The 20,840-nt window shown below is 64.2% G+C and carries 22 protein-coding genes and 1 pseudogene; 13 read left to right on the top strand and 10 right to left on the bottom strand.

What is annotated here, in order from left to right; all coding sequences use genetic code 11:
• Nucleotides 1-196: 196 nt before the first annotated feature.
• A complete protein-coding gene (locus AC3FNH_RS29670) occupies nucleotides 197-664 on the bottom strand; it encodes a carboxypeptidase regulatory-like domain-containing protein (protein ID WP_488722607.1) in 468 nt (155 codons plus the stop codon).
• A gap of 286 nt (nucleotides 665-950) precedes the next feature.
• Here AC3FNH_RS29670 and AC3FNH_RS29665 point away from each other — a divergent pair, with 286 nt between their 5' ends.
• Nucleotides 951-2,507, top strand: coding sequence for a bifunctional aminoglycoside phosphotransferase/ATP-binding protein (locus AC3FNH_RS29665; protein ID WP_488722625.1), 1,557 nt, complete (start codon nucleotides 951-953; stop codon nucleotides 2,505-2,507).
• Here the strand turns inward: AC3FNH_RS29665 and phaZ are convergent.
• The 3 genes from phaZ to AC3FNH_RS29650 all read right to left on the bottom strand — a co-directional run bounded on the left by phaZ (nucleotide 2,482) and on the right by AC3FNH_RS29650 (nucleotide 4,799).
• A complete protein-coding gene (gene phaZ / locus AC3FNH_RS29660; RefSeq protein WP_488722624.1) occupies nucleotides 2,482-3,651 on the bottom strand; it encodes a polyhydroxyalkanoate depolymerase in 1,170 nt (389 codons plus the stop codon). The genes AC3FNH_RS29665 and phaZ overlap by 26 nt on opposite strands.
• 334 nt (nucleotides 3,652-3,985) lie before the next feature.
• Entirely contained in the window at nucleotides 3,986-4,324 is a 339-nt protein-coding gene (locus AC3FNH_RS29655) for a TraR/DksA family transcriptional regulator (RefSeq protein WP_488722606.1), read from the bottom strand.
• 52 nt (nucleotides 4,325-4,376) lie between these two features.
• A complete protein-coding gene (locus AC3FNH_RS29650) occupies nucleotides 4,377-4,799 on the bottom strand; it encodes an Hsp20/alpha crystallin family protein (RefSeq protein WP_276101984.1) in 423 nt (140 codons plus the stop codon).
• 272 nt (nucleotides 4,800-5,071) lie between these two features.
• On the opposite strand from AC3FNH_RS29650, the gene AC3FNH_RS29645 reads away from it, so the two are divergent.
• Nucleotides 5,072-5,536, top strand: a complete 465-nt coding sequence (locus AC3FNH_RS29645) for a response regulator (protein ID WP_488722605.1) — start codon at nucleotides 5,072-5,074, stop codon at nucleotides 5,534-5,536.
• Nucleotides 5,529-6,302, top strand: a complete 774-nt coding sequence (locus tag AC3FNH_RS29640) for a helix-turn-helix domain-containing protein (protein WP_488722623.1) — start codon at nucleotides 5,529-5,531, stop codon at nucleotides 6,300-6,302. Before AC3FNH_RS29645 ends, AC3FNH_RS29640 begins: the two co-directional genes overlap by 8 nt.
• 80 nt (nucleotides 6,303-6,382) lie before the next feature.
• Here AC3FNH_RS29640 and AC3FNH_RS29635 read toward each other — a convergent pair whose 3' ends face one another.
• The 5 genes and pseudogenes from AC3FNH_RS29635 to AC3FNH_RS29615 all read right to left on the bottom strand — a co-directional run bounded on the left by AC3FNH_RS29635 (nucleotide 6,383) and on the right by AC3FNH_RS29615 (nucleotide 11,447).
• Nucleotides 6,383-7,030, bottom strand: coding sequence for a response regulator (locus AC3FNH_RS29635; RefSeq protein ID WP_488722604.1), 648 nt, complete (start codon nucleotides 7,028-7,030; stop codon nucleotides 6,383-6,385).
• A gap of 19 nt (nucleotides 7,031-7,049) precedes the next feature.
• Nucleotides 7,050-8,144, bottom strand: a pseudogene (locus tag AC3FNH_RS29630) (PAS domain-containing sensor histidine kinase); the annotation flags it as partial.
• A 224-nt stretch (nucleotides 8,145-8,368) separates the two neighbouring features.
• Nucleotides 8,369-9,727: an MBL fold metallo-hydrolase RNA specificity domain-containing protein gene (locus AC3FNH_RS29625; RefSeq protein WP_488722603.1), complete on the bottom strand. Its 1,359-nt coding sequence runs from the start codon at nucleotides 9,725-9,727 to the stop codon at nucleotides 8,369-8,371.
• An 11-nt stretch (nucleotides 9,728-9,738) separates the two neighbouring features.
• Complete coding sequence (locus tag AC3FNH_RS29620) at nucleotides 9,739-10,569, bottom strand: universal stress protein (protein WP_488722602.1); 831 nt, start codon at nucleotides 10,567-10,569, stop codon at nucleotides 9,739-9,741.
• A 38-nt stretch (nucleotides 10,570-10,607) separates the two neighbouring features.
• Nucleotides 10,608-11,447, bottom strand: coding sequence for a universal stress protein (locus AC3FNH_RS29615; protein WP_488722601.1), 840 nt, complete (start codon nucleotides 11,445-11,447; stop codon nucleotides 10,608-10,610).
• A 227-nt stretch (nucleotides 11,448-11,674) separates the two neighbouring features.
• Between AC3FNH_RS29615 and AC3FNH_RS29610 the strand changes: the two genes are divergently transcribed.
• From AC3FNH_RS29610 to AC3FNH_RS29600, 3 genes are read left to right on the top strand one after another with little or no spacing between them, the layout of a single operon-like run.
• Nucleotides 11,675-12,130, top strand: a complete 456-nt coding sequence (locus tag AC3FNH_RS29610) for a universal stress protein (RefSeq protein ID WP_488722600.1) — start codon at nucleotides 11,675-11,677, stop codon at nucleotides 12,128-12,130.
• Between the two features lie 32 nt (nucleotides 12,131-12,162).
• Complete coding sequence (locus AC3FNH_RS29605; protein WP_276101992.1) at nucleotides 12,163-12,441, top strand: DUF1488 family protein; 279 nt, start codon at nucleotides 12,163-12,165, stop codon at nucleotides 12,439-12,441.
• A 54-nt stretch (nucleotides 12,442-12,495) separates the two neighbouring features.
• On the top strand, nucleotides 12,496-12,966 hold the full coding sequence (locus tag AC3FNH_RS29600; protein ID WP_276101993.1) for a CBS domain-containing protein: 471 nt from the start codon (nucleotides 12,496-12,498) through the stop codon (nucleotides 12,964-12,966).
• Nucleotides 12,967-12,976: 10 nt separating this feature from the next.
• Here the strand turns inward: AC3FNH_RS29600 and AC3FNH_RS29595 are convergent, their stop codons facing one another.
• The gene (locus AC3FNH_RS29595) at nucleotides 12,977-13,813 is read right to left on the bottom strand and encodes a universal stress protein (RefSeq protein ID WP_488722599.1); all 837 of its coding nucleotides are present in this window, start codon (nucleotides 13,811-13,813) and stop codon (nucleotides 12,977-12,979) included.
• Between the two features lie 469 nt (nucleotides 13,814-14,282).
• Between AC3FNH_RS29595 and AC3FNH_RS29590 the strand changes: the two genes are divergently transcribed.
• From AC3FNH_RS29590 to AC3FNH_RS29560, 7 genes are all read left to right on the top strand, one after another.
• The gene (locus AC3FNH_RS29590; protein WP_276101995.1) at nucleotides 14,283-14,726 is read left to right on the top strand and encodes a universal stress protein; all 444 of its coding nucleotides are present in this window, start codon (nucleotides 14,283-14,285) and stop codon (nucleotides 14,724-14,726) included.
• A 60-nt stretch (nucleotides 14,727-14,786) separates the two neighbouring features.
• The gene (locus AC3FNH_RS29585; RefSeq protein ID WP_276101996.1) at nucleotides 14,787-15,212 is read left to right on the top strand and encodes a DoxX family protein; all 426 of its coding nucleotides are present in this window, start codon (nucleotides 14,787-14,789) and stop codon (nucleotides 15,210-15,212) included.
• Nucleotides 15,213-15,437: 225 nt separating this feature from the next.
• Complete coding sequence (locus AC3FNH_RS29580; RefSeq protein ID WP_276101997.1) at nucleotides 15,438-15,941, top strand: MarR family winged helix-turn-helix transcriptional regulator; 504 nt, start codon at nucleotides 15,438-15,440, stop codon at nucleotides 15,939-15,941.
• Nucleotides 15,942-16,308: 367 nt separating this feature from the next.
• A complete protein-coding gene (locus AC3FNH_RS29575) occupies nucleotides 16,309-17,085 on the top strand; it encodes a GntR family transcriptional regulator (protein WP_488722598.1) in 777 nt (258 codons plus the stop codon).
• A 78-nt stretch (nucleotides 17,086-17,163) separates the two neighbouring features.
• Complete coding sequence (locus AC3FNH_RS29570; protein WP_488722597.1) at nucleotides 17,164-18,240, top strand: Rieske 2Fe-2S domain-containing protein; 1,077 nt, start codon at nucleotides 17,164-17,166, stop codon at nucleotides 18,238-18,240.
• Nucleotides 18,240-19,196 (top strand): PDR/VanB family oxidoreductase, encoded by a 957-nt coding sequence (locus AC3FNH_RS29565; RefSeq protein WP_488722622.1) that lies wholly within the window; start codon nucleotides 18,240-18,242, stop codon nucleotides 19,194-19,196. The genes AC3FNH_RS29570 and AC3FNH_RS29565 overlap by 1 nt, the downstream gene beginning before the upstream one ends.
• 82 nt (nucleotides 19,197-19,278) lie before the next feature.
• Nucleotides 19,279-20,616, top strand: a complete 1,338-nt coding sequence (locus tag AC3FNH_RS29560) for an MFS transporter (protein WP_488722596.1) — start codon at nucleotides 19,279-19,281, stop codon at nucleotides 20,614-20,616.
• Nucleotides 20,617-20,840: the final 224 nt, after the last annotated feature.

The following is a 20,840-nucleotide window of genomic DNA, read 5'->3' as shown; positions in this document are numbered from 1 at the left end:
TTCGGAGGTCTCCTCCGGCGAACCAGACTTGAGAGGAGGTTTCAGAAGAAAGCTGCCAATGAATTCGTCGGCAACTCGGGAAGAGCGACCCTAGGCCTGACAAGGATTCCAGGGAGTTTTTTAAATTTCCAACACTTTTTGTTAACGGCTTGTCCGTCTGCCGAATCGCTTCCGACCGCTCGTCAGCAGAGCCGCATCACCAGGTGGCAATCAGCGCTTCGCCGCCGGGTTGCCTCGACGGAAAGCGCAGGAGAAGATCAATGCCGGCGCCACTGCCTGTCACGGTAATGCTCTGGCTGACAATGACGCCTCCGTAGCGGATCAGCGCCCGATAGGTACCTCGCGGAAGATTCATGTACAGGTACGGCCCTTCGCTGAGCACCAGGAGGACGATCTCGCGCCGCGCGTTGAAGAGCGTGACCGTCACGTCCGACAAGGCGCTGCTATCGGCGCTGTCCACGAAATGCATGCGCACATTGAACTGCTTCGCCGCGCCACGCATGGCGGCCGCCTCGTCAATGCCGATCCCTCCGGAGACGTAGGAGATGCCGTTCAGTTGCCTCGGTTGCAGCGTCCCCTCCAGCGAAGTGGCTGTTGCAACGCGGAAACCGGCCGATGTGCCGACCGACAGCATCAGGCAGCATGTCGCAATGAAGGCGCGCATCCTCTACTCCTTGCGTGATGTGGCAATAAGGCACCTGGCCGCCCAATGGCTGCCGGCACCTTCCACCCTTTGCAGACTAGGCGGCGCGAGAGCTTTCATCTTGTTATGGATCAAGGGTTGTGCCACCGTTGACGGCGGGTTACCCGCTGCCTGTCGCGCGTTGGCGGGCCGGCTTGCAACGCCGGGACATGACGGCTGCCAGCCAGTACACTCTTCGCAATCATCAGACAGCGGGTCGCCGGCCGTTTTGCCTCGGCGGAGCCCGGCTGACGGAGGGAAAGCTCTCATGGATGACACGGCATTGACGGCAGCGTTGACGCAGGCAGGCGCCTACCCGCATCCGGTCCAGCAAGTCCATGTCATCGAGACGCATATATCGCGGGTATTCCTCGCGGGTGCCTTTGCCTACAAGGTTCGCAAACCGGTGCGGTTCGACTTTGTGGACTTCTCCACCGCGCAGGCGCGCCGAGCCGATTGCGAGACAGAATTTCGCCTGAACAGCCGCCTTGCGCCGGAACTCTACCTCGGCGTGGTGCCCATCACCACGGATGACGGCGCAGGGGCCGTACGGGTCGAAGGCCACGGCACGCCCCTTGAGTATGCGGTCAAGATGCGGTGCTTCGAGCAGCAAGACCTGCTTCTCGAAAGGGTTAGGGCGCAGCGTCTGGACGTGGCTCATGTGGATGCGCTGGCGCGGCGCATCGCCGCCTTCCATCACGACCAGCCGCGCGCGGCCCCGGCCGAAGGCTTCGGCACGCCAGCGCGCGTTGACGCGACGCTCGCGGAGTGCCTCGGCGGCATCGCCCGGCTTGCTCACGACGCCGGCCTTGCCGACCAGGTCGGGCAGCTGATCCGGACCAGGGCGAGCATGCTGGCCGGTGCATTGCAGTCACGCCTGCGCCATGGCCATGTACGCGAGTGCCATGGCGATCTGCACCTCGGGAATATTGTATTGCTCGACGACAAGCCGACGCCGTTCGACTGCCTCGAGTTCAATCCCGGGCTGCGCTGGATCGACACCATCAGCGACCTTGCCTTCCCCTTCATGGACTTGCAGCATCATGGCCGGCAAGACCTTGCCTACCGGTTGCTCGACGTCTACCTGCAGCACTCCGGAGACTATGCGGGACTGGTCTTGTTGCCGTTCTACGTCGCCATGCGCGCGCTGGTGCGCGCGCGCGTGCTGCTGGAACGGGAGCACCAGCAGCAGAAGGCCGCCCGGTTACCACTGGTCGCCGCCCAGGTCGAATGCCACGACCTGCTGGCCCTCGCCCGGCGTACCCTGGCTCGCCGCAACGGTCCGCTGATCCTGATGCATGGCCTTTCCGGCAGCGGCAAGTCCACCGTCGCGGCGCAGATGAGCGAGACCGCAGGCATGGTGCGTGTACGCTCGGACGTCGAGCGCAAAAGGACGCGCCATGACATGCCGCCGGAAAACGGCTGGTATAGCGACACGCGGACTGAGCGAACCTACCATCGCCTGCTTGCCATTTGCCGGCTGGGCTGCAGCGCGGGCTTTCCCATGATTGCCGATGCGACCTTCCTCTTGCGCAGCCAGCGCGATCGCTTTGCGGCGCAAGCACGTCGCCTTGGCGTGCCCTTCTTTATTGTCGATTGCGAAGCGCCTCTGGAATCGCTTCGCGCCCGCATCGAGGCCCGGGCGCTGGCGCACCAGGATCCTTCGGAAGCCGACTGCGCTACGCTGGAATGGCAATTGCGCGTGCAGGAGCCACTGACCGTGGCCGAGCGCGCCTGCGTAGTATCCGCGAATCAGGCCACGGCGCTGATCGCCCGGATGGGAATCAGCGACAAGAACGTCACGATGCCAGGCCAGCGCGGCTAAGCGATCCATCCGATCGTCGACATTGCGCTGGCTCCTCGAGCCAGGCACGCAAAGCGGGATATACGCGGTTGCGCCACACGTTGCCACAGAACAAGTCATAGTGATCACAGCCGGGAACCGTGACCTTGGCGCGATGCCGGTCCGTCAGACCGGTGCATAGCGCATGCGTCGCGTGGGTCTGCCCGGCACCGGTGATGGTGTCGAGCTTGCCTTCCACCGTCAGCAGCCGGGTTGTGCGCATGGATGCCGGGCTTACCAGAACTCCATCAACCCACCACAAGCCGCGCGGCAGCAGGTATTCGCGAAAAACGATACGCATGGTATCCAGCAGAAATTCCACCGGCATGTCCATCATTGCCCCATAGCCTGCGTTGGTCCTCAACGCCTGGTCCACAGAGCGATGGCCGAGCCACAGGTAAGGCAAGGCATCCAGCATGAGCGAGAACAGCCGCTCCGGCTGGCCGCTTGCCAGGGTCGGCAGTTGCAGGAAGCCAGGATAGACGACCCGCCCGGCACCGGGATATCCGGGCGGCACGGCTCCCGTGCAGTTGGAAAGGAACACAGGCACGGGCATTGCCGCCGCAATGCGTCCGAGCCTGGTTGGGCGAAGCCGGGCATCCAGCGGGCCGCCCATCAGCGCCAGCGCCCGAATCTCCCGCGCACCGCTGGCTGCCAGGCGTGCGACCGCCGCCAGCGCCGGGACGGTGCCTTGGCAGATCGCCACCACGTCCAGGTTGGCCGGACCAAGCAGCGCCATGAAACGCTCCAGCACAAGTACACAATCATCCAGGCCGAATCGCCCCGCTTCAGGCGGTACATCGCGTGCGTCGATCCAGTCGGTGACATAAACATCGGCATCTGCGAGCATGGACTCGATGGCATCGCCTACGACCACCGCCCGGTGCCCGGCAAGTGGGGCACACAACATCCGCTGTACCCCCTTGCCTTCCCCCACCGAGAAACGGAGCAACCGGCAGAAGGGGGTTTCGGCAACGACAGTCTGCCGCACGGGCAGGCGCTGCCCATCCTGGAAAATCGGTGCGAGGTGGAACGACGGCGGTCCGAACTGGCGCATCGATGCCTGGAACAGCTCGTAGGCATAGGCAAACTGAGCGCTGCGCACAATCTCAGCCAAAGCGGTCATCGGCGCCACAACCGGAGAGGAGTTCATGCTGTCGTCAGGGATATCCGGACTCCTTCGCAAATACTTCGCGGGGGCCGCCTGCGTCGACCTGCCGTCGGCCGAAAGCAGCCAGTGCCTGGCTCAATGGCCTGCCCATTCCAACATACTCGAGCATGAGCCTTGGCGCATGACGCAGTGCAAAGCGCCCTTCGCGGTAATTGCGATGTCGCGCTATGGCGCAGAACGTCTGTTATGGGGAGCCGACCCTCTCGCAGACTGTCGGGCGCGGTTCCGTGCGCGAGAACTCGCGATTACCCTCGCAATGGTTGCAACCCCGAACCTGGCGCCCCGCCCTTCAGCGGCCGCTGGCGTGCGGGTGCTCATGGCGGTGCTGGCAGGCCGTGCAGCGCTGGGCAGTCGGATAGGCCTGCAGGCGCGCGTAGGGTATGGCCTGCCAGCAGTCGATGCAGACGCCGTACCGACCGCCCTTGATCCGCGCCTTGGCTGCCTCGATATCGGCCAGTTGCATCCGGTAGTGCTCGAGCATGGCGTCCTCCTGGCGCTGCAAGGCCCCTTCTTCCGCAAGATCGCCCCCGTCTCGCGCCTCAGGTTGCGTGAGAGGTACCAGCGGCGAGTCCGCAGACCCGACGGCGGCACGGATGCGGGCCTCATCCGCGTCCAGTTGTGCGGCCAAGGCCGCCTGTTCCTGCTTTGTCAGCGCCCGCATAATACGTCTCTTGATCAAACTACTTCACGGCAATCCGCTGCTGCGGTGAGCTTTCCTTCTTGGGCAACAGCACGCGCAGCACGCCGTCGCTGTATGTCGCGTCGACTCTGCTCTCATCGATATTTGCATCCAGGGTAAAGGCACGATGCATCGAGCCGCTGTAGCGCTCGCGCCGGATGACGCGCTCGCCCTCTTTCTGCTCGGAGGATCTTTCCACCTTCGCCGCGATTATCACGGTACCCCGATCCACCGAAACCTCGATGTCTTCCTTCTTCACGCCCGGCAGTTCCGCCGACAGCGTATAGCCACTATCCGATTCCGAGACGTCGACCTTGAATGCGAGGCCCGTATCGGCCGTCCCACGGAACGAGCGCAGCATGCCTTGCAGCATGTCGCTGATCGGTTCGACGGCAAACGGATCATAGTGCCTGAGGTTGGTCATGGTGCTCTCCTTGCAAGACTGATATGGAACCGGAGGATCCGGCTGTCTTCAGATTGGCAGTTCCGGATGGCAGTCATTTGTCCTGCATCAAGATGAATGCATCCCGCTATGAGCCGGCTGCCTCACTCACAGAGTCTCCCAAAGGCCGCCCGTCAGTCAGGCCGTCAGTCAGGCCGTCAGTCAGGGAAACCTGACAGCCCTGCCTCCAGGACTGACACAAGTCTCAGCACTGCCTGATTTCGAACCGCCGCGACACCCACGATACTGATCTCATGAGCAGCCGCCCCCAACTCGCCACGATTACCGTCTACCTCCTCGAACACGCCAGTGCCATCAGGACGCGGCAGTTGCGCATGCTTGAAGGCATCGTGGGCGTAAGGGTAGTCGGAACGGGTACGGATGCGGAAACCAACCTGCCAACGATCAAGGCGCTTCACCCGGACGTTGTGCTGGTCGGACTGCGCAGCGGGCAGCCCCTGTGGCAAATCCGGCTGGTGGCGGCCGCGTTGCCGCGGAGCATTGTGATCGTGCTCACCAACAGCGCGGCCCCATTGATGCGAATGGCCTGCCTGAAGGCAGGGGGAAGCTACTGCTTCGACAAGACACTGGAAGTCAACCAATGGCGGGCTTCCCTGCTGAAGATTGCGGACGCAGCCCAACTCGGCCTTGGATCGCCGCGGTTGCGGACGCGACGGAGCCGTCTTGACACCAGCTTATCTGGAGACAGCGATGGTTGAAACTGGCGAATCGCTTTCGATTGAACTTGCCGAAGCTCCGGCTTCAACGCTTGCCGTGGCCGCTGCGCAGATGACGCCGAAGCCGGCGGCCCAGTGTTCGAGCTGCGCGCTACGGCACGTCTGCATGGCATCCAGCCTGGGCGACGCCGACGTCGTGCGCCTGCATGATGTGGTACGCAACTGGCGAATAGTCAGGCAAGGCCAGGCCCTGTACCGGGCCGGGGACCCCTTCCAGAGCATCTATGCGCTGCGTTCGGGGTCATTCAAGACCGTGCTTTCCCATGAGAACGGCCGGGAGTATGTGTCAGGCTTCTTCCTTCCCGGTGAAACGGTCGGCCTCGACGGCATCGCCACCGATGTCCATACCTGCGATGCCATTGCGCTGGAGGACAGCGCGGTCTGCGTCATCCCGTTCCACCTGCTCGAAGCCCTGTGCCGCGAAGTCAGGTCCTTGCAACAACATGTGCACAAGCTCCTGAGTGCTGAAATCGTCCGGGAGACGGGGCAGATGATGCTGCTCGGGAACCTGTCGGCGGAACAACGGGTGGCTTCCTTCCTGCTCAGCATCTCCGATCGTCTGCGACGCAGGGGTTATTCGTCCACGGCATTCACGTTGCGCATGACGCGAGAAGACATCGGAAGCTACCTTGGCATGACTCTGGAAACCGTCAGCCGGACTTTGTCGCGTTTCCAGCAGGAAGGGCTGATCCGGGTGCGGGGCAAACAGATCGAACTGCTCGACCAGGAGGCCCTCGACATGCGCTGAGAAGCCGAGGTGAGCTCGACTGCACCGGCAGTTGCGCTTCTCCCTGTCTGTATCGATCCGCACTGACGGCCGGGCATGGTTCAGAGCCCTTCGTCATCGTCGAACAGACGGTTGCGCATGGCATAGCGCAACAGTGCCGCCTCGCTTGGCATGTGCATCTTTTCCATTAGCCGCATCTTGTACGTGCTGACGGTCTTGGCACTGACGCAAAGGGCCGCGGCAATCGCCGTGAGCGGCTCGCCCAGCACCAGGCGACGGTACACTTCCAACTCACGGTCCGACAATCGCAGGTGGGGCGCCTGGCTGTACGGGTCCTGGAGGCTGGTGGCCAACTTGCCCGCGATCGCCTGGCTGACATAGGTGCCACCGCTGGCCACCTGGTCAATGGCGCACACCAGCTCGTTCGCCGCGCTTTCCTTGGTCAGGTAGCCTGCGGCGCCAGCCTGGAAAGCGCGCACGATGTATTGCTCCTCCGCGTGCATGGTGAGCACCAGGATGCGCAGCCCCGGTTGCTCGTCCCGCAGCAGCCGGATCAGCTCGAGTCCGCTGCGGCCCGGCATCGACAAATCCAGCAGCAGCACCTGCGGCGCGCAATCCCGCACCAGCTTGAGCACCTGCGTGCCGTCCGCGGCCTCGCCGGCCACCTCGAACCTGCCGGCGCGTTCCAGGATATGCTTCAGCCCGTCCCGTACCACGGCGTGGTCGTCTGCAATGAGTACGCGGATCATCTCAGGCCCCTTTCCATTGTGGGATCCTTACGGTCAGGCAGAACCCCGCACCCGGCACGCTGTCGATCGCCACCGTTCCGCCAAGCAGGCGTGCCCGCTCGCGGATCCCGAGCAGCCCCAGTGACTTGCGTGGCCCTCTGCCGGATGACTGCTTGTCCCAGCCCGCCCCATTGTCCTGTACGCGCAACTCGATCTGGCCATCCACTTGCGCCAGGTGAACGCTCACGGCCGTTGCATTGGCGTGCCGCACGGCATTGCTCAATGCCTCCTGCACGATACGGAACATGGCAATCGCGGTTTGCTCGGGAACATCGGCATCCACACCGTCCACGATCACCGGCAATCCATAGCGCTTGGAGAAATCCGTGGCCAGCCACTCGATGGCGGTCAGCATGCCCAGTTCGTCCAGCAGTGCCGGACGCAGGTCACTGGCAATGCGGCGAACCGACGCCACGGTATCGTCGATGACATCGTTCATGGCGGCGATGTCCCCGAGCAGACCCTGGGTGTCCCTGCCTTCCGCGACATCGGCGCCAAGCATGGCCATGTCCATTTTTAACGCACTGAGCCGCTGGCCAAGATCATCATGGAGTTCGCGTGCGATGCGCCGCTTCTCCTCCTCGCGCGCGGCCAGGATGCTGCCCGAAAGCTGCTGCAGTTCCTCGCGTGAGCGGCGCAACGCCTCGTCAGCGCGTACCCGTTCGGTAATGTCGCGCAGCATCACGGTGTAGAGCTTCGTGCCACCATCGATCGTCTGCGAGATGGACGCCTCGATGGGGAACTCGCTACCGTCCCGGCGCATGGCATAGAGCGCCCGTTGCCGCCCCATCTGCCGGTCAGAGATACCAGTGATGCCGAACCGACGCACATGCGCTTCATGGGCAGCCCGGAAGCGCTCGGGAATGAAGTCATTGAGGTGCCGGCCGATCGCTTGTCCGGCTGGCCATGCGAACAGGGTCTCCGCCATCGGGTTGAACAGCACGACGCGCTGCGCGCCGTCGACAGAGATGATGGCCTCCATGGACGAACGGATGATCCCCGCCAGCCGTGCCTGGCTTGGGCCCGCCCGGCGAAGCTGGCGCCCGGCGGCAAGCCGCGTCCCGCGCATCCTGATCGTATGAGGGGTCTTGCCCTTCGCCATGTCTGGTGCCCTGAGCGCACATTCCGGTTCCTATTGAAGGCACTATAGAAGCACGCCAGCGGAGTGCAACCTGCGCCTGCGCGAATACGTGGGGCCGGAATCCGGCGGCCCGCGAAACGTTCCTCAATCCGGTTCCAGGAATCTCGCAAGCAGTTTCCGGCTGACGAAGGTCAGCAGGAGATAGCCTGCCAGGCGGCTCAGTCCAGGCGATAGGCCTTCCGATACTCCGGCATCGTCACCTGCCAACCCAGGCCCCGTTCCACCCGCTGGCGCAGCGCATCGCTGGCATCCGGCTCGCCATGGACAATGAATACGCGCCGTGGCTGCACATGGAATCCGCCGAGCCAGGTCATCAGTTCATTCGCGTCCGCGTGCGCCGACAGTCCCTGAATCTGCGCAACGGCGGCGCGGATTGGAACGTCCTTGCCATGGATACGCAGTTCGCGCTGTCCGCCCGCAAGCGCCGCGCCGCGCGTGCCGGGGGCCTGGAAACCTGACAGCAGGATGGTGCAGCGCGGGTCGGTGCCAAGACTGGCCAGGTGATGCAACACGCGCCCGCCGGTCGCCATGCCGCTGCCGGCCAGGATCACCTTGGATGTGTGGTCCTGGTTGAGCCAGGCTGACTGTTCCATGCTTTGCACCGGGATCGGCAAGGCGCATACCGCTGCGCAGGTCGCGCGATTGATCCGGAGTTCGTCAGGATGCAAGGCAAAGATCTGGGTCGCATCGATGGCCATCGGGCTGTTGAGGTAGATGGGAATGTCGGGCATGCGCCTGTCCTCGATCAGCCGATGCAGGCAGTACAGCAAGGCCTGCGTGCGCCCAACCGCGAAGGCCGGGATAACCAGGCTCCCGCCCCGGCCCAGCGTGTTGTCGACAACCTTGGCCAACGCATCCAGCGGATTCTCGTCCGGATGGACGCGGTTGCCGTAGGTCGACTCGACCAGCAGGCAGTCCGCCTGGCGGACGAATTCCGGAGGCCGCATCACGATGTCTTGCTGCCTGCCCAGGTCGCCCGAGAAAACGATGCGCTGCCCGGCCACGTGCAGTGTCACCGCAGCGGCGCCAATGATGTGCCCGGCGTGGTGGAACTCCGTTTCAATATCCGGCGTGACCGCAAACCGCGCACCAAATGGCTTGGGCTCAAGCCGGCGCAGCGCACGCGCGGCATCTGCGCTGGTGTAGAGCGGCAGGGCCGGCCGATGGCGCGAGAATCCCTTGCGATTGGCATAGGCTGCGTCCTCCTCGGCAAGCGCCGCGCTGTCGGGCAGCAGGATGCCGCACAGTTGCGCGGTTCCCATGGAGCAGAACACCGTGCCGCGAAAGCCGTTGCGCACGAGCAGCGGCACATAGCCGCTGTGGTCGATATGCGCATGCGTCAGGATCACGGCATCCAGGTTGGCGAGGTCCACGGGGAGTGGCTCCCAGTTGCGCAATCGAAGCGACTTGAAGCCCTGGAACAGCCCGCAATCCACCATGACGCGGCTGCGTCCAGTGTCGAGTACGTATTTCGAACCTGTGACGGAGTCCGTGGCACCGAGGAATAGGAGCTCCACTTCGCCCCCTTTCAATGGGAAAGCAGCAGCGGCACCGGACAAGCGCGCATCAGGCTACGGGTCGTCCCGCCCATGATCAGCTCGCGGACACGCCAGTGACCGTAGCCACCGGCCACCAGCATCCCGGCGTCCAGCGTCTGCAATGCTTCGAGGATCACGGTCCCGACCGGCTCCGCGGTTTGTTCGGTATGGACCCCGGCAATGACGCCATGCCGCATCAGATAGTGCCTCAGGCCGGCAACTGGCTCGCTGTTCGCGTCCGGGCTTCCCTTCTCGTCCCAGACGGCAAGAATCGTCACCTTGCCGGCACACAGCAGCAGCGGCATGGCGTCGGCGACCGCGCGTGCCGCTTCACGGCCGCCATCCCAGGCGATTACCACATGTCCGCCGTGCAGCCGCGCCGGTTGTGGCGGCACGAGAAGCACCGGGCGGCCGGCATTCAGCAGCACCTGCTCCGCGATCCGCTGCATCTCGCTGTCCCCGGGGGGCAGCATGCCTGCCAGAACGATGATGTCGGCAACGCGTCCTTCCTGCGCGAGTACCCAGCCGGGTTCATCCTCCACGACATGGTGCGTGAACGGCGTGCGGTGCGCCGACCGGGCGACTGTTTCACTAAGCAGTTCGCCGGACGCGGCGGTGTGCGCAAGGCGTCTGCGGCGCGCCTGCTCGGCGTGGCTTGCGGCCTCCTCACCAGCGCGGAAAAGCGGGCCCAGACTGACGCCGGTTGCGCTGACGCCAACCAGGTGTCCGCCAAAACGCGCCGCGAGTTCGGCGGCCATCCGGATGCGCGCCTGACAGCCCGCATCGCTACCGAGCGCGACCAGCACAGTCCTGTATTCCATGGCCTGTCCTTTTCAGACGACTGGATTGGTGTTCTCCGTCAATGCGACAGAAGCACCGGTACGGTCATCGACGCCAGGATCGTACGCGTCACGCCGCCAAGGACCAGTTCGCGCATCCGTCCATGCCCGTAGGCACCCATGACGATCAGGTCCGAGCCCAGGTCCGCAGCCCGGGACAGCAACATCTCTCCCGTATCGTTGCCGGCGTCTGTCTCGATGTCATGGAGTTGCGCCTGCACGCGATGCCGGCTCAGCCACTCGACCGCATATCGCGCGGGAGAAAGCCAAAGGTCGGATGAGACGTCCGGCTTGCCCCACGAGACCACGTCCACCGACTCCGCGCGCCGCAGGAAGGGCAAGGCGTCGTGAATGGCCCGGGCAGCTTCCCGGCTGCCGTTCCAGGCAACCAGGATGGTCTTGCCAACCTTGGGAAACGCGCCCGCATAGGGCACGACCAGGGCCGGCCGTCCGCACTGCAACACCACGGACTCGACGAAATGAGGGTCGTCGAACGCCTCGTTGTCCGCCGGATCGCGCTGGCCGAGAACGATCAGGTCCGCCGCGTGGGCATCTCCCTGTACGGTAGCCGCCGTTGCCCACTCGGTCGTGCGCCACTCGGTCGGGATGACAAGCCCGTCCGTTGCGCCCAGGAATGCCTGGTGAGCCATTTCACCGGCATGACGTTGCCACTCCTTGTAGGAAGCCAGGTAACGGTCACCGTCCATCAGGTAACGGGTTGACCTTGGCTCCGGCTCTCCCAAGGCCAGCAAGCCAATCAGCGTTGCCTGATACTCCACCGCCAGTTGGACGGCGAGGTGCAGACGCTGGTGCATGTGGCGGCTGGCGTCGAGGTGAACCATGATCGTCGCGTAGTCCATGGAGAAGCTCCTTGTAGCGGCATGGCAGAGCCGCCCTTGCAATCTAGACGCCAGCGACAGCCTGGACTTGTCACACATCAAGCTTCATGGCGAAGGCCCACCGGTTGCCAGACGCAAGCGCCCGTTTGACACACATCAAGCCGGTCTTCCCCGCGCAGCCTAGCCTTGATTCATGCCGACCGGTGCCTCCGCTGTCAGCCTGGCTCCCTGTCTCGAGAGGTCTCAGCATGTATCAGCGAATTCTCGTGGCTGTCGATGGCAGCCAGTCAGCCTCGCTCGCGGTCGACCAGGCCATCATTCTTGCCAAGGCGACCGGCGCGGAAGTCAAGGCGCTGTTCGTGGTGGATGACAACGATCTCTTCCTCGACTTGAAATACAGCGATCCGACAGACCTACTGGAGAAGGTCATGACCTACGGCCAGGCGACCCTGACCAGGACAGTGGACCGCTTCCGGGCCGCCGGGATACCTGGCGTGACACACCTGATCGAGCGCACGAACACCCTCGGACTGGTCGCCGACACCATTGCCGCGGAAGCCGACAAGTGGAAGGCCGACCTGATCGTGCTCGGGACGCATGGGCGGCGTGGCTTTCGGCGCACGGTCATGGGAAGCGTGTCCGAAGGCGTTATCCGCAGGACATGCTTGCCAGTCCTTCTGACCCGAAGCGAAGCGGAACGCTGACGGGTCAATGACCTGAACGAAGGGTGGCTGTCATGAGTCAGATCGTCTTTCTCAACACCGAGCCGGCGTATTGCCCCGGAGGTCCAAGCCTGCAATGCGCGGCGCAGATCGATGGGTGTCATGCGTCATATGAGATAACAGCGGAGGCGCTGGAAGACCACTTTGGCGCCCGCTCCTATCTCCGTGAAGACCTCATCCCAGCCTTCCTGAACCATCGCAAGACGATCGAGGGAGTCGCTCGCGGCGTGTTCGAGATGACCGGCGCCTGTCACATCGTCCTGCATAGCGGGCACTTCCGGTTTGCCGCGTAGACGACGTCATGCCGCAGGCGCACAAGGGGCGAAGCGCGTGGGAGGGAACTAAAGATGAAAGTCGACGAGATCTGTTCACGCGGCGTGACTCACATTGCCATGACCGGCGGCCTTCATGAGGCTGCAAGGCTCATGCGCGACCACTGTGCCAGCGCACTGCTCGTCACGGATGGCATGCCGGGCCGGCTGTACGTCAGGGGACTGGTGACGGATCGGGACATCGTTGTCCATGGCCTCGCCGACGCCGACGGCTTCAGCGACAAGACCGTGGCCTCGGTCATGACGCAAGGTGTTCTTTCGATCGAACGGGACGCCCATGTGGGCGAAGCGCTGCGCACCATGCTCGCCCACGGCGTCCGGAATCTCGCGGTGGTAGGCGAGGACCGCGCGCTATTGGGGGTACTGTCCATCGATGAAGTCATCTGCGCGCTGGTTTCGGATATGGCCCTGGTGGCAGGCATCTTCCAGCGCGCGCGGACTGGCGACGCGCGCCATACCGAGCAGCCGCGCCTCTACCTTTTCTAGGATGCTGTTTTCAGTGCGAGAACAGCACCGGGACCGTCATCGATGCCAGCAAGGTCCGCGTCACCCCGCCCAGCACCAGTTCCCGCATGCGTCCGTGCCCGTACGCCCCCATTACGATCAGGTCCGCATCGAAATCCGCTGCCCTGGACAGCAGGAGTTCACCGATTGTCAGGTCGGATCCGCCCGGGCCATGCTCGACTCCCACGGTCACGCCTTGTTGCTCGAGAACACGTGCCGCGTGCCCCACCGGTGTGGCATCGGGACGCATTTCCTTGGCCGCAGTCGGCGCGCTCAGAATGCGCGCCTGTGCCCCCGCGATAAGTGGCAAGGCGTCATGCAGGGCTCGCGCGGCTTCGCGGCTGCCGTTCCAGGCGATCATCACGCGGGCGCCTGTCGCGGAGAAACTTCCGGCGCAGGGAACTACCAGGACAGGCCGGCCGCTCTCCAGCAGCAAGGCTTCGAGAATCTGTCGCGCGACGGGCCCCTCAGTGCCGTTCTCATCGTACTGGCCAGCCACGATCAGGCCGGCCTCGCGCGATTCACGCAGCACTGTCGACAGCGTATCGTGCTCCGCAGCGCGCCACTCGGCGCCGGCGGACAGTTGCTGTGTCGACTCACAGAATGCCTGACGCACGCGCTCCCTGACCAGCCGGCGCCGCTGCATGTCCTCTTCGACAAACTGCCTGGCATTCTCCATCAGGTAAAACCAGGCGGGGTCGGGGATGAAACCCGCAAACAGCCCTATCAGGGGACACATATTGGATTGCGCCAACTGCGAAGCCAGCGCCAGACGCTGGTCGGAAGCCTTGCTGCCGTCCAATTGAACCAGAATGCTGCTGTAGCCCATGTTCACTCCTTCACGCCAGAGCGGGCCTGACCATGACCTGGCTCCGACTACTGCCTGGCCAGGAGAACTGGCAGGCTGGTTTTCGCTCTGACCCCGCTGGCTAACGCGCAGCACCTCACAACTACACTAGGTCGCACGCGCCGCCAGGAGTTGGGCTGGATCAAGTTATTCACTGACGACTGCACTGACCAGCCAGAGTCGGGTACGCGAAGAGGGCATCGCCCAGCCACGATCGTCCTGCAAGGCCGCATCGACTGAGCACGCGGATTGACATGCATCAATGCCGGGGCGGTTTGGCTTCCTACGATCCAGTCATGGTCAGGGAGAGCGATTCCCGGCAGACGGTGTTGACCCTGCGCGGGCGGGCGAAAGCGGCAAGATCGCCTCATGGACGGGTGTCGCGCCGTACCCTATCGTTACCATGGCGGCTCGTGAACAGGCAGGGCTTCCCACTTGTAGGAGACTGAGCATGTACTCAAAGATTCTGGTTGCCATTGACGGTAGTGAGTGTGGCGAGCGGGGCCTGGAAGAGGCGATCGGCGTGGCACGCGCCTGTGACGCGGAACTGGAAATTGTTCACGTCATTGACGGCGGCTATGAGTTGGCGGAAGTGCGGGCCGGGCTGGTCAGGGAAGGGCACAAGCTTCTCGCGCAGGCACAGGCAAGAGCCGAATCAAGCCAGGTGCGCAGCCACGCGATCCTGATCGACGAGATCCTGGCGATGGGTGACGTCGGCAACCAGATCCGGAAGATCGTGGAAGACAGCCACGCCCAGCTCGTCGTGATCGGAACACACGGCCGCAGCGGGATTCGTCGCATGCTGATGGGCAGCGTGGCTGAAAGCCTCGTACGCCATTGCAGCGTACCGGTCCTGCTTGTCAGGGCTCATAAGGACACCGAGGCTGCGTCCTAGCCGGCTGTGTCGGTCCCGGCGACGGCTTCGCTGACGCTCATTCGATTTCGGAGTACGGTCATGTCCACGACCACCATTTCCATCACGCCGACAACCGCTTCGCGGCTCTACTCGGTCGGCCGGGCCCTTCTTGGCTCGCTCTTCCTGATCTCCGGTTTCCTGAAAATGGGCAGCTTTGCGGGCTACTCCGCCTGGATTGCCAGCGCTGAACTGCCGTTACCGAATCTGCTGTTAGTGCTGACCATCCTGATCGAGATTGGTGGCGGTTTCGCCCTCATTTCGGGTTGGAATGCGCGGTGGGGCGCGCTGCTCCTTGCACTGTTCCTGGTGCCCACGACGGTGATCTTCCATGGCTTCTGGCGCGCCGATTCCGCAGACGTGATCAACCAGATCAACCACATTCTGAAAAACGTCTCGATCTTGGGCGGTATGCTGGTTGTATTCACGGTTGAGTCAACGCGGAACCGGAACGGACCCGCGGCCTGACCGATGGCTCAGGAGCAGCTGGGCGTGCTGCGGGCGCCAGATGCCCGTGCGCGGCCAATTCTTGTGATTTTTCCTATCTCAATGACCGATGGTTCATCCATTGAGTCAATTTGATATCAGCCTACCTGCAAATGGCATATCATTGACAGCTTGGAAACGCCTACGCGATTGCCTTGACTGGCCCCCTTGAGGAAGGGCAGCACCGAGGCAGGACAGATTACAAGAATGAGACGCCAGACCATGAAGGCATCCCGGGCGCAGACGCCCGAGAAGACGAGGGAGGGGGCGCCGTCGCCGGCGCAGGCACCTGCGGCGCTGCCCAGTCGGTTGCCTTACCTGATTGGACGTACCGACCGAATCGTCAAGCGCCGCCTGGGCGAGGTGCTGGCCCCGCACGGGCTGACCCTACCGCAGTTCACGGCGCTCTCCGTCTTGCACGCGCGCGGCCCGACCTCCAACGCGCAATTGGCCGAGCGCTCACTCATCTCGCCTCAGTCAGCCAATGAGGTGGTCAAGACGATGGAAGCGCGTGGCTGGATCGTGCGCCAGCCGGACCCTTTGCACGGGCGCATCGTGCTGCTCAGCCTCACCGAGAGCGCACGTGATTTGCTGCGGCAATGCGACGACACAGTTGCACAGATGGAGCGCGAAATGCTCGAGGGAATCGACGCCGCGCATGCGGTCATGCTGCACGAACTGCTGCAAAAGTGCGCGCGCAACCTGCGCTGATATACGACCCTTGCGCTGGCCGTCGATCTTGGGGTGGTCGTACTTGAGTGCGCATGGACCCAACGCCCTTTTTGCAAGCTTCTTGTTCGTGATGTCGAAGCGGTCTGCATGCCTGGTTCCGGCTTGCCCGAGGGGTGCTTGCTGAAGCACCCCCGCGCCTCAACGAGATCCGCGCGAACCGTTGTTGTATCCAACTCGCCGTCAGAGGTCCCTTCATACCCTGAAATCCAGGTAATTTTCCCCACGTTTACCCTTAGTTTTTCGATCTTTTTCTTGTCATCCTCCGGCAAGCTGAATACAGTCTGTATCCAACAAAGCGATTAAAGGCCGCCTGGTCCTGCGCGGCTCGCCCCACGGAGACATCCTGATGGACACGGACAACCACAACCTCAGCGACAGCAAGGCGGGCACCAGCACCTCCCAGGCCGTCCGCGCCCTGCTCGGCCTGCGCGAGCTGGTTCTTGGCGGCGAGTTGCCGCCCGGTGGACGCATTTCGGAACTATGGGTTTCTGAGCGCCTTGGCGTGTCGCGCACGCCAATCCGCGCGGCGCTGATCCGGCTGCAGGAGGAAGGGCTCGTCGAGCCGATCCCGTCCGGCGGCTTCGCGGTGCGCTCGTTCGACGAGAACGAAATCAGCGACGCGATCGAACTGCGCGGCACGATGGAGGGCCTGGCCGCGCGCCTCGCCGCCGAGCGTGGCGTCAGCACGAGCCTTCTTAACGCGATGCGCGACGTCATCGCGCAGATCGACAGCGCGCTGACCGGTGAACTGACCGCCGTGAAGTTCTCGCAGTACGTGGACCTCAACGCGCGCTTTCACCAGTTGCTGGCCGAGGCCTGCGGCAGCGCGCTCGTCGCGCGCCAGATCGACAAGGTCACGAGCCTGCCGTTCGCTTCCGCGAGCGCCTTCGTCATGGTGCAGTCGATCGACGAAAGCGCGCGCGAGATGCTGCTGCTCGCGCAGTCGCAGCACTGCGCCGTGGTCGAGGCCATCGAACAGCGCGAAGGCGCGCGTGCCGAGGCGCTGATGCGCGAGCACAGCCGCATCGCCAACCGCAACCTGAAGTTCGCATTGCAGAACCAGCAGGCAATGTCACAGGTACTTGGCGGTAGCCTGATCCGGCGCGCCGGCCGCACCGCCTGACCCGCACCCCGGGTCCCTTCACCACCCTCTTCGTCAACCAAAGGATCCTGGCGCCTCGCGCGCCGGGAGGGGAAAGTCATGTTCCTGAAAAACACCTGGTATGTCGCCTGCACGCCCGATGAACTCGCAGGCAAGCCGCTCGGCCGCACGATCTGCAACGAGAAGATGGTGCTGTACCGTGATGGAAATGGCAGCGTCGCCGCGCTCGAGGACTTCTGTCCGCATCGCGGGGCGCCACTGTCACTGGGTTTCGTGCGCGACGGGCAACTGGTCTGCGGCTATCACGGCCTGACGATGGGCCGCGATGGCAAATGCAAGGCAATGACCGGTCAGCGCGTGGGCGGCTTTCCATCGATCCGCAACTACCCTGCCGTGGAGCGCTACGGTTTCGTCTGGGTCTGGCCCGGCGATGCCGCGCTCGCCGATGACACGCTGATCCCGCATCTCGAATGGGCGGTGAGCCCCGAGTGGGCGCATGGTGGCGGCCTGTACCACATCGGCTGCGACTATCGCCTGATGATCGACAACCTGATGGACCTGACGCACGAGACCTACGTGCACGCGTCGAGCATCGGCCAGGCCGAGATCGAGGACGCCGCGCCGGCTACGCGCGTGGAGGGCGACTCAGTGATCACGAGCCGCCATATGGAAGGCATCCTGCCACCGCCGTTCTGGGCCGCCGCGTTGCGCGGCAACGGTCTTGCCGGCGACGTGCCCTGCGACCGCTGGCAGATCTGCCGCTTCACACCGCCGAGCCATGTGATGATCGAGGTCGGCGTGGCCCATGCCGGCAAGGGTGGCTACCATGCGCCCCCCGAGCACAAGGCTTCGAGCATCGTCGTGGATTTCATCACGCCAGAGACCGAGACCTCGATCTGGTACTTCTGGGGCATGGCGCGCAATTTCAAGCCGGAAGACGCGGCGCTCACCGCGACCATCCGCGAAGGCCAGGGCAAGATCTTTGGCGAGGACCTGGAGATGCTGGAGGCGCAACAGCGCAACCTGCTGGCCAATCCCGAGCGCAAACTGTTGAAGCTGAACATCGACGCGGGTGGCGTGCAGGCGCGCCGCGTCCTGGACCGGCTGCTCGCGCAGGAACAGATGCAGGAACATACGCAGGCCGCGCAGCCGGTTGCACAGGCGGGAGCGGCATGATGCAGGTCCGGATTGCAAGCAAGACGGCCGCCGCCGACGGCATCGCCGTATTCGAGCTGGTGGCCGCCGATGGCGATGCGCTGCCGCCCTTCACCGCCGGCGCGCATGTCGACGTGCATCTCGGCGATGGACTGGTACGCCAGTATTCGCTGTGCAACGACCCGGCCGAGACGCACCGCTACCAGCTTGGCGTGCTGCGCGATCCCGTGTCGCGCGGCGGCTCGGCAGCGATGCATGCGCTCGTGCCTGGAAACACGCTCGAGATCAGCGCGCCGAAGAATCATTTCCCTTTGCACGCGGACGCCGGACACTCGGTGCTGCTCGCGGGAGGCATCGGCGTAACGCCGATCCTCGCGATGGCGCAGAGCCTCGCGCGCGGCGGCGCATCCTTCGAGTTCCACTACTGCACGCGCAGCGCCGCGAGCACGGCATTCCAGGAACGGATCGCTGGCGACGACTTGCGCGAGCGCACGTTCCTGTACCACGACGACGGGCAGCGCGCGGACCTGCAGCAGCTCCTCGCCGCGCCGCGTGCCCCGCGTGCCCCGCGTGCCAATACGCATCTCTACGTCTGTGGGCCGTCCGGCTTCATGGCCGCCGTGCTGGACGCGGCACGCGCTGCCGGCTGGCCCGAGTCCAACCTGCACCGCGAGTACTTTGCAGCGCCGGAAACGCCGTCCGCCCCAGGCGGCGCCTTCCAGGTGACAGTGCAGAGCACCGGCCGCGTCATCGACATCGCCGCGGATGAGACCGTGGTGCAGGCGCTGGCCGCGCACGGCGTGGAGATCCAGACCTCGTGCGAGCAAGGTGTCTGCGGCACGTGCCTGACGCGCGTGTTGTCGGGCACGCCCGATCATCGCGACGCCTACCTCACCGATGAGGAGCGCGCCGCCAATGACCAGTTCCTGCCATGCTGCTCGCGCGCCAGGAGCGGCATGCTCGTGCTGGACCTGTAGCCCCCCGCGGTATTGCAGTACGCCGTACCCCCGAAAGCCGCCCGTCCGTGGCGGTACTCAACAAATACATGGAGGTAGACAAATGCAGCCCGACATCAGGGAAACCATCAACCACGGCACGATGAGCCCCGTCCAGGTGATGGCAATCGCCATCTGCATCGTACTCAACATGCTCGACGGCTTCGACGTGCTGGCGATGGCCTTCACGGCATCGCACATTTCGACCGAGTGGCACCTGACCGGCAAGGAGATCGGCGTGCTGCTCTCCGCCGGCCTGTTCGGCATGGCGGCCGGTTCGCTGTTCCTCGCGCCGTGGGCCGACCGTATCGGCCGCCGGCCGCTGATCCTGATTTGCCTGGGCACGATCTCGGCCGGCATGCTGTGCTCGTCGCTCGCGCAGAATGTGCCGCAGCTCGCGGCTCTGCGCGCCGCGACGGGGCTCGGCATCGGCGGGATGCTTGCCAGCATCAACGTGATCACGGGCGAGTACGCGTCCGACAAGTGGCGCAGCACGGCGATCGTGCTGCAGGCAACCGGTTATCCGGTTGGCGCGACGATCGGCGGGGCTATCGCCGGCGTGCTGCTCGCGCATTACGGCTGGCGCAGCGTGTTCGTGTTCGGCGGCCTCGTCACGCTCGCGATGGTGCCGGTGGTCCTTGCGCGGTTGCCGGAATCGCTCGACTTCCTGATCGCCCGGCGCCCCGAAGGCGCGCTCGACAAGCTCAACCGCTTGCTCGCGCGCATGGGACGCGCGACCGTCGCCGCGTTGCCAGCGCACGAGGCAACACAGGCGCGGGAGGCCGGCGACGTGCGCAGCCTGTTCCGAGGCAGCCTGGCGATGCAGACGCTGATGATCTGGATGTCGTTCTTCCTCGTGATGTTCACGTTCTACTTCGTGCTCTCGTGGACGCCGAAGCTGCTGGTGGCTGCGGGGATGTCAGCGCAGCAGGGCATCACGGGCGGCGTACTGCTCAACGTTGGCGGCATCGTCGGCGGCACCGCGTTCGCGTTCCTCGCCGCGCGCATCGGGCTGCGGCCGCTGCTGTGGAGCTGTTTCATCCTGACCGCGCTGATGATGATCGGCTTCGGCCTGTACGCAAGCACGCTGTCGGCGGCCTTCGTGCTGGCGATCCTGATCGGCGCCGGGATCTTCGGCTGCATGGTCGGCCTCTATGCGTACGCGCCGATCCTGTACCCGGCGCAGACGCGCACCACGGGCATGGGGTGGTCGATTGGCATGGGGCGCTTCGGCGCGGTGCTCGCGCCGCTTGTGGCGGGTGCGCTGCTTGATGCGGGCTGGCCGTCGGCGCATCTGTATTACGTGTTTGCGGTCCCGCTGCTGGTGGCGATTGCCAGCGTCGGGCTGCTGGGGAGGTTGAAGGCGGCCGTTGGTGAACCGGTGCGGGTCGGCGCGCACTGATTCTGTGCGGGCCGCGTGGGATTGGGTAATGATGGGGTTGTCGTGCTTGGCGGGCGCTGCTGTTTCGACGGCGTCGCCGACGGGGGTTTTGTTGTGGTGACAGGCCCCGTCTTGCTGGCAGGGCCTGTCCGTATTTTTGTGTGCGAGGCGGTTTTGAATTCTGTCAGCTTCGAGCGGCAGTAAATCGCTCGCCATACAGAATAGCAAACTGATTCATGGCGGAC

It is taken from the genome of Cupriavidus sp. 22TCCZM01-5, from assembly GCF_057798915.1.
Note: the sequence above shows the minus strand (reverse complement) of the source record. Positions and strands in the feature narration are given on the sequence as shown.

Bases quoted from the DNA above. Each gene is read 5' to 3' on its own strand.
- AC3FNH_RS29670 (WP_488722607.1), bottom strand. From the start codon at position 664: ATGCGCGCCTTCATTGCGACATGCTGCCTGATGCTGTCGGTCGGCACA.
- AC3FNH_RS29665 (WP_488722625.1), top strand. From the start codon at position 951: ATGGATGACACGGCATTGACGGCAGCGTTGACGCAGGCAGGCGCCTAC.
- phaZ (WP_488722624.1), bottom strand. From the start codon at position 3,651: ATGACCGCTTTGGCTGAGATTGTGCGCAGCGCTCAGTTTGCCTATGCC.
- AC3FNH_RS29650 (WP_276101984.1), bottom strand. From the start codon at position 4,799: ATGACCAACCTCAGGCACTATGATCCGTTTGCCGTCGAACCGATCAGC.
- AC3FNH_RS29645 (WP_488722605.1), top strand. From the start codon at position 5,072: ATGAGCAGCCGCCCCCAACTCGCCACGATTACCGTCTACCTCCTCGAA.
- AC3FNH_RS29640 (WP_488722623.1), top strand. From the start codon at position 5,529: ATGGTTGAAACTGGCGAATCGCTTTCGATTGAACTTGCCGAAGCTCCG.
- AC3FNH_RS29635 (WP_488722604.1), bottom strand. From the start codon at position 7,030: ATGATCCGCGTACTCATTGCAGACGACCACGCCGTGGTACGGGACGGG.
- AC3FNH_RS29620 (WP_488722602.1), bottom strand. From the start codon at position 10,569: ATGGAATACAGGACTGTGCTGGTCGCGCTCGGTAGCGATGCGGGCTGT.
- AC3FNH_RS29615 (WP_488722601.1), bottom strand. From the start codon at position 11,447: ATGGACTACGCGACGATCATGGTTCACCTCGACGCCAGCCGCCACATG.
- AC3FNH_RS29610 (WP_488722600.1), top strand. From the start codon at position 11,675: ATGTATCAGCGAATTCTCGTGGCTGTCGATGGCAGCCAGTCAGCCTCG.
- AC3FNH_RS29605 (WP_276101992.1), top strand. From the start codon at position 12,163: ATGAGTCAGATCGTCTTTCTCAACACCGAGCCGGCGTATTGCCCCGGA.
- AC3FNH_RS29600 (WP_276101993.1), top strand. From the start codon at position 12,496: ATGAAAGTCGACGAGATCTGTTCACGCGGCGTGACTCACATTGCCATG.
- AC3FNH_RS29595 (WP_488722599.1), bottom strand. From the start codon at position 13,813: ATGGGCTACAGCAGCATTCTGGTTCAATTGGACGGCAGCAAGGCTTCC.
- AC3FNH_RS29590 (WP_276101995.1), top strand. From the start codon at position 14,283: ATGTACTCAAAGATTCTGGTTGCCATTGACGGTAGTGAGTGTGGCGAG.
- AC3FNH_RS29585 (WP_276101996.1), top strand. From the start codon at position 14,787: ATGTCCACGACCACCATTTCCATCACGCCGACAACCGCTTCGCGGCTC.
- AC3FNH_RS29580 (WP_276101997.1), top strand. From the start codon at position 15,438: ATGAGACGCCAGACCATGAAGGCATCCCGGGCGCAGACGCCCGAGAAG.
- AC3FNH_RS29575 (WP_488722598.1), top strand. From the start codon at position 16,309: ATGGACACGGACAACCACAACCTCAGCGACAGCAAGGCGGGCACCAGC.
- AC3FNH_RS29570 (WP_488722597.1), top strand. From the start codon at position 17,164: ATGTTCCTGAAAAACACCTGGTATGTCGCCTGCACGCCCGATGAACTC.
- AC3FNH_RS29565 (WP_488722622.1), top strand. From the start codon at position 18,240: ATGCAGGTCCGGATTGCAAGCAAGACGGCCGCCGCCGACGGCATCGCC.
- AC3FNH_RS29560 (WP_488722596.1), top strand. From the start codon at position 19,279: ATGCAGCCCGACATCAGGGAAACCATCAACCACGGCACGATGAGCCCC.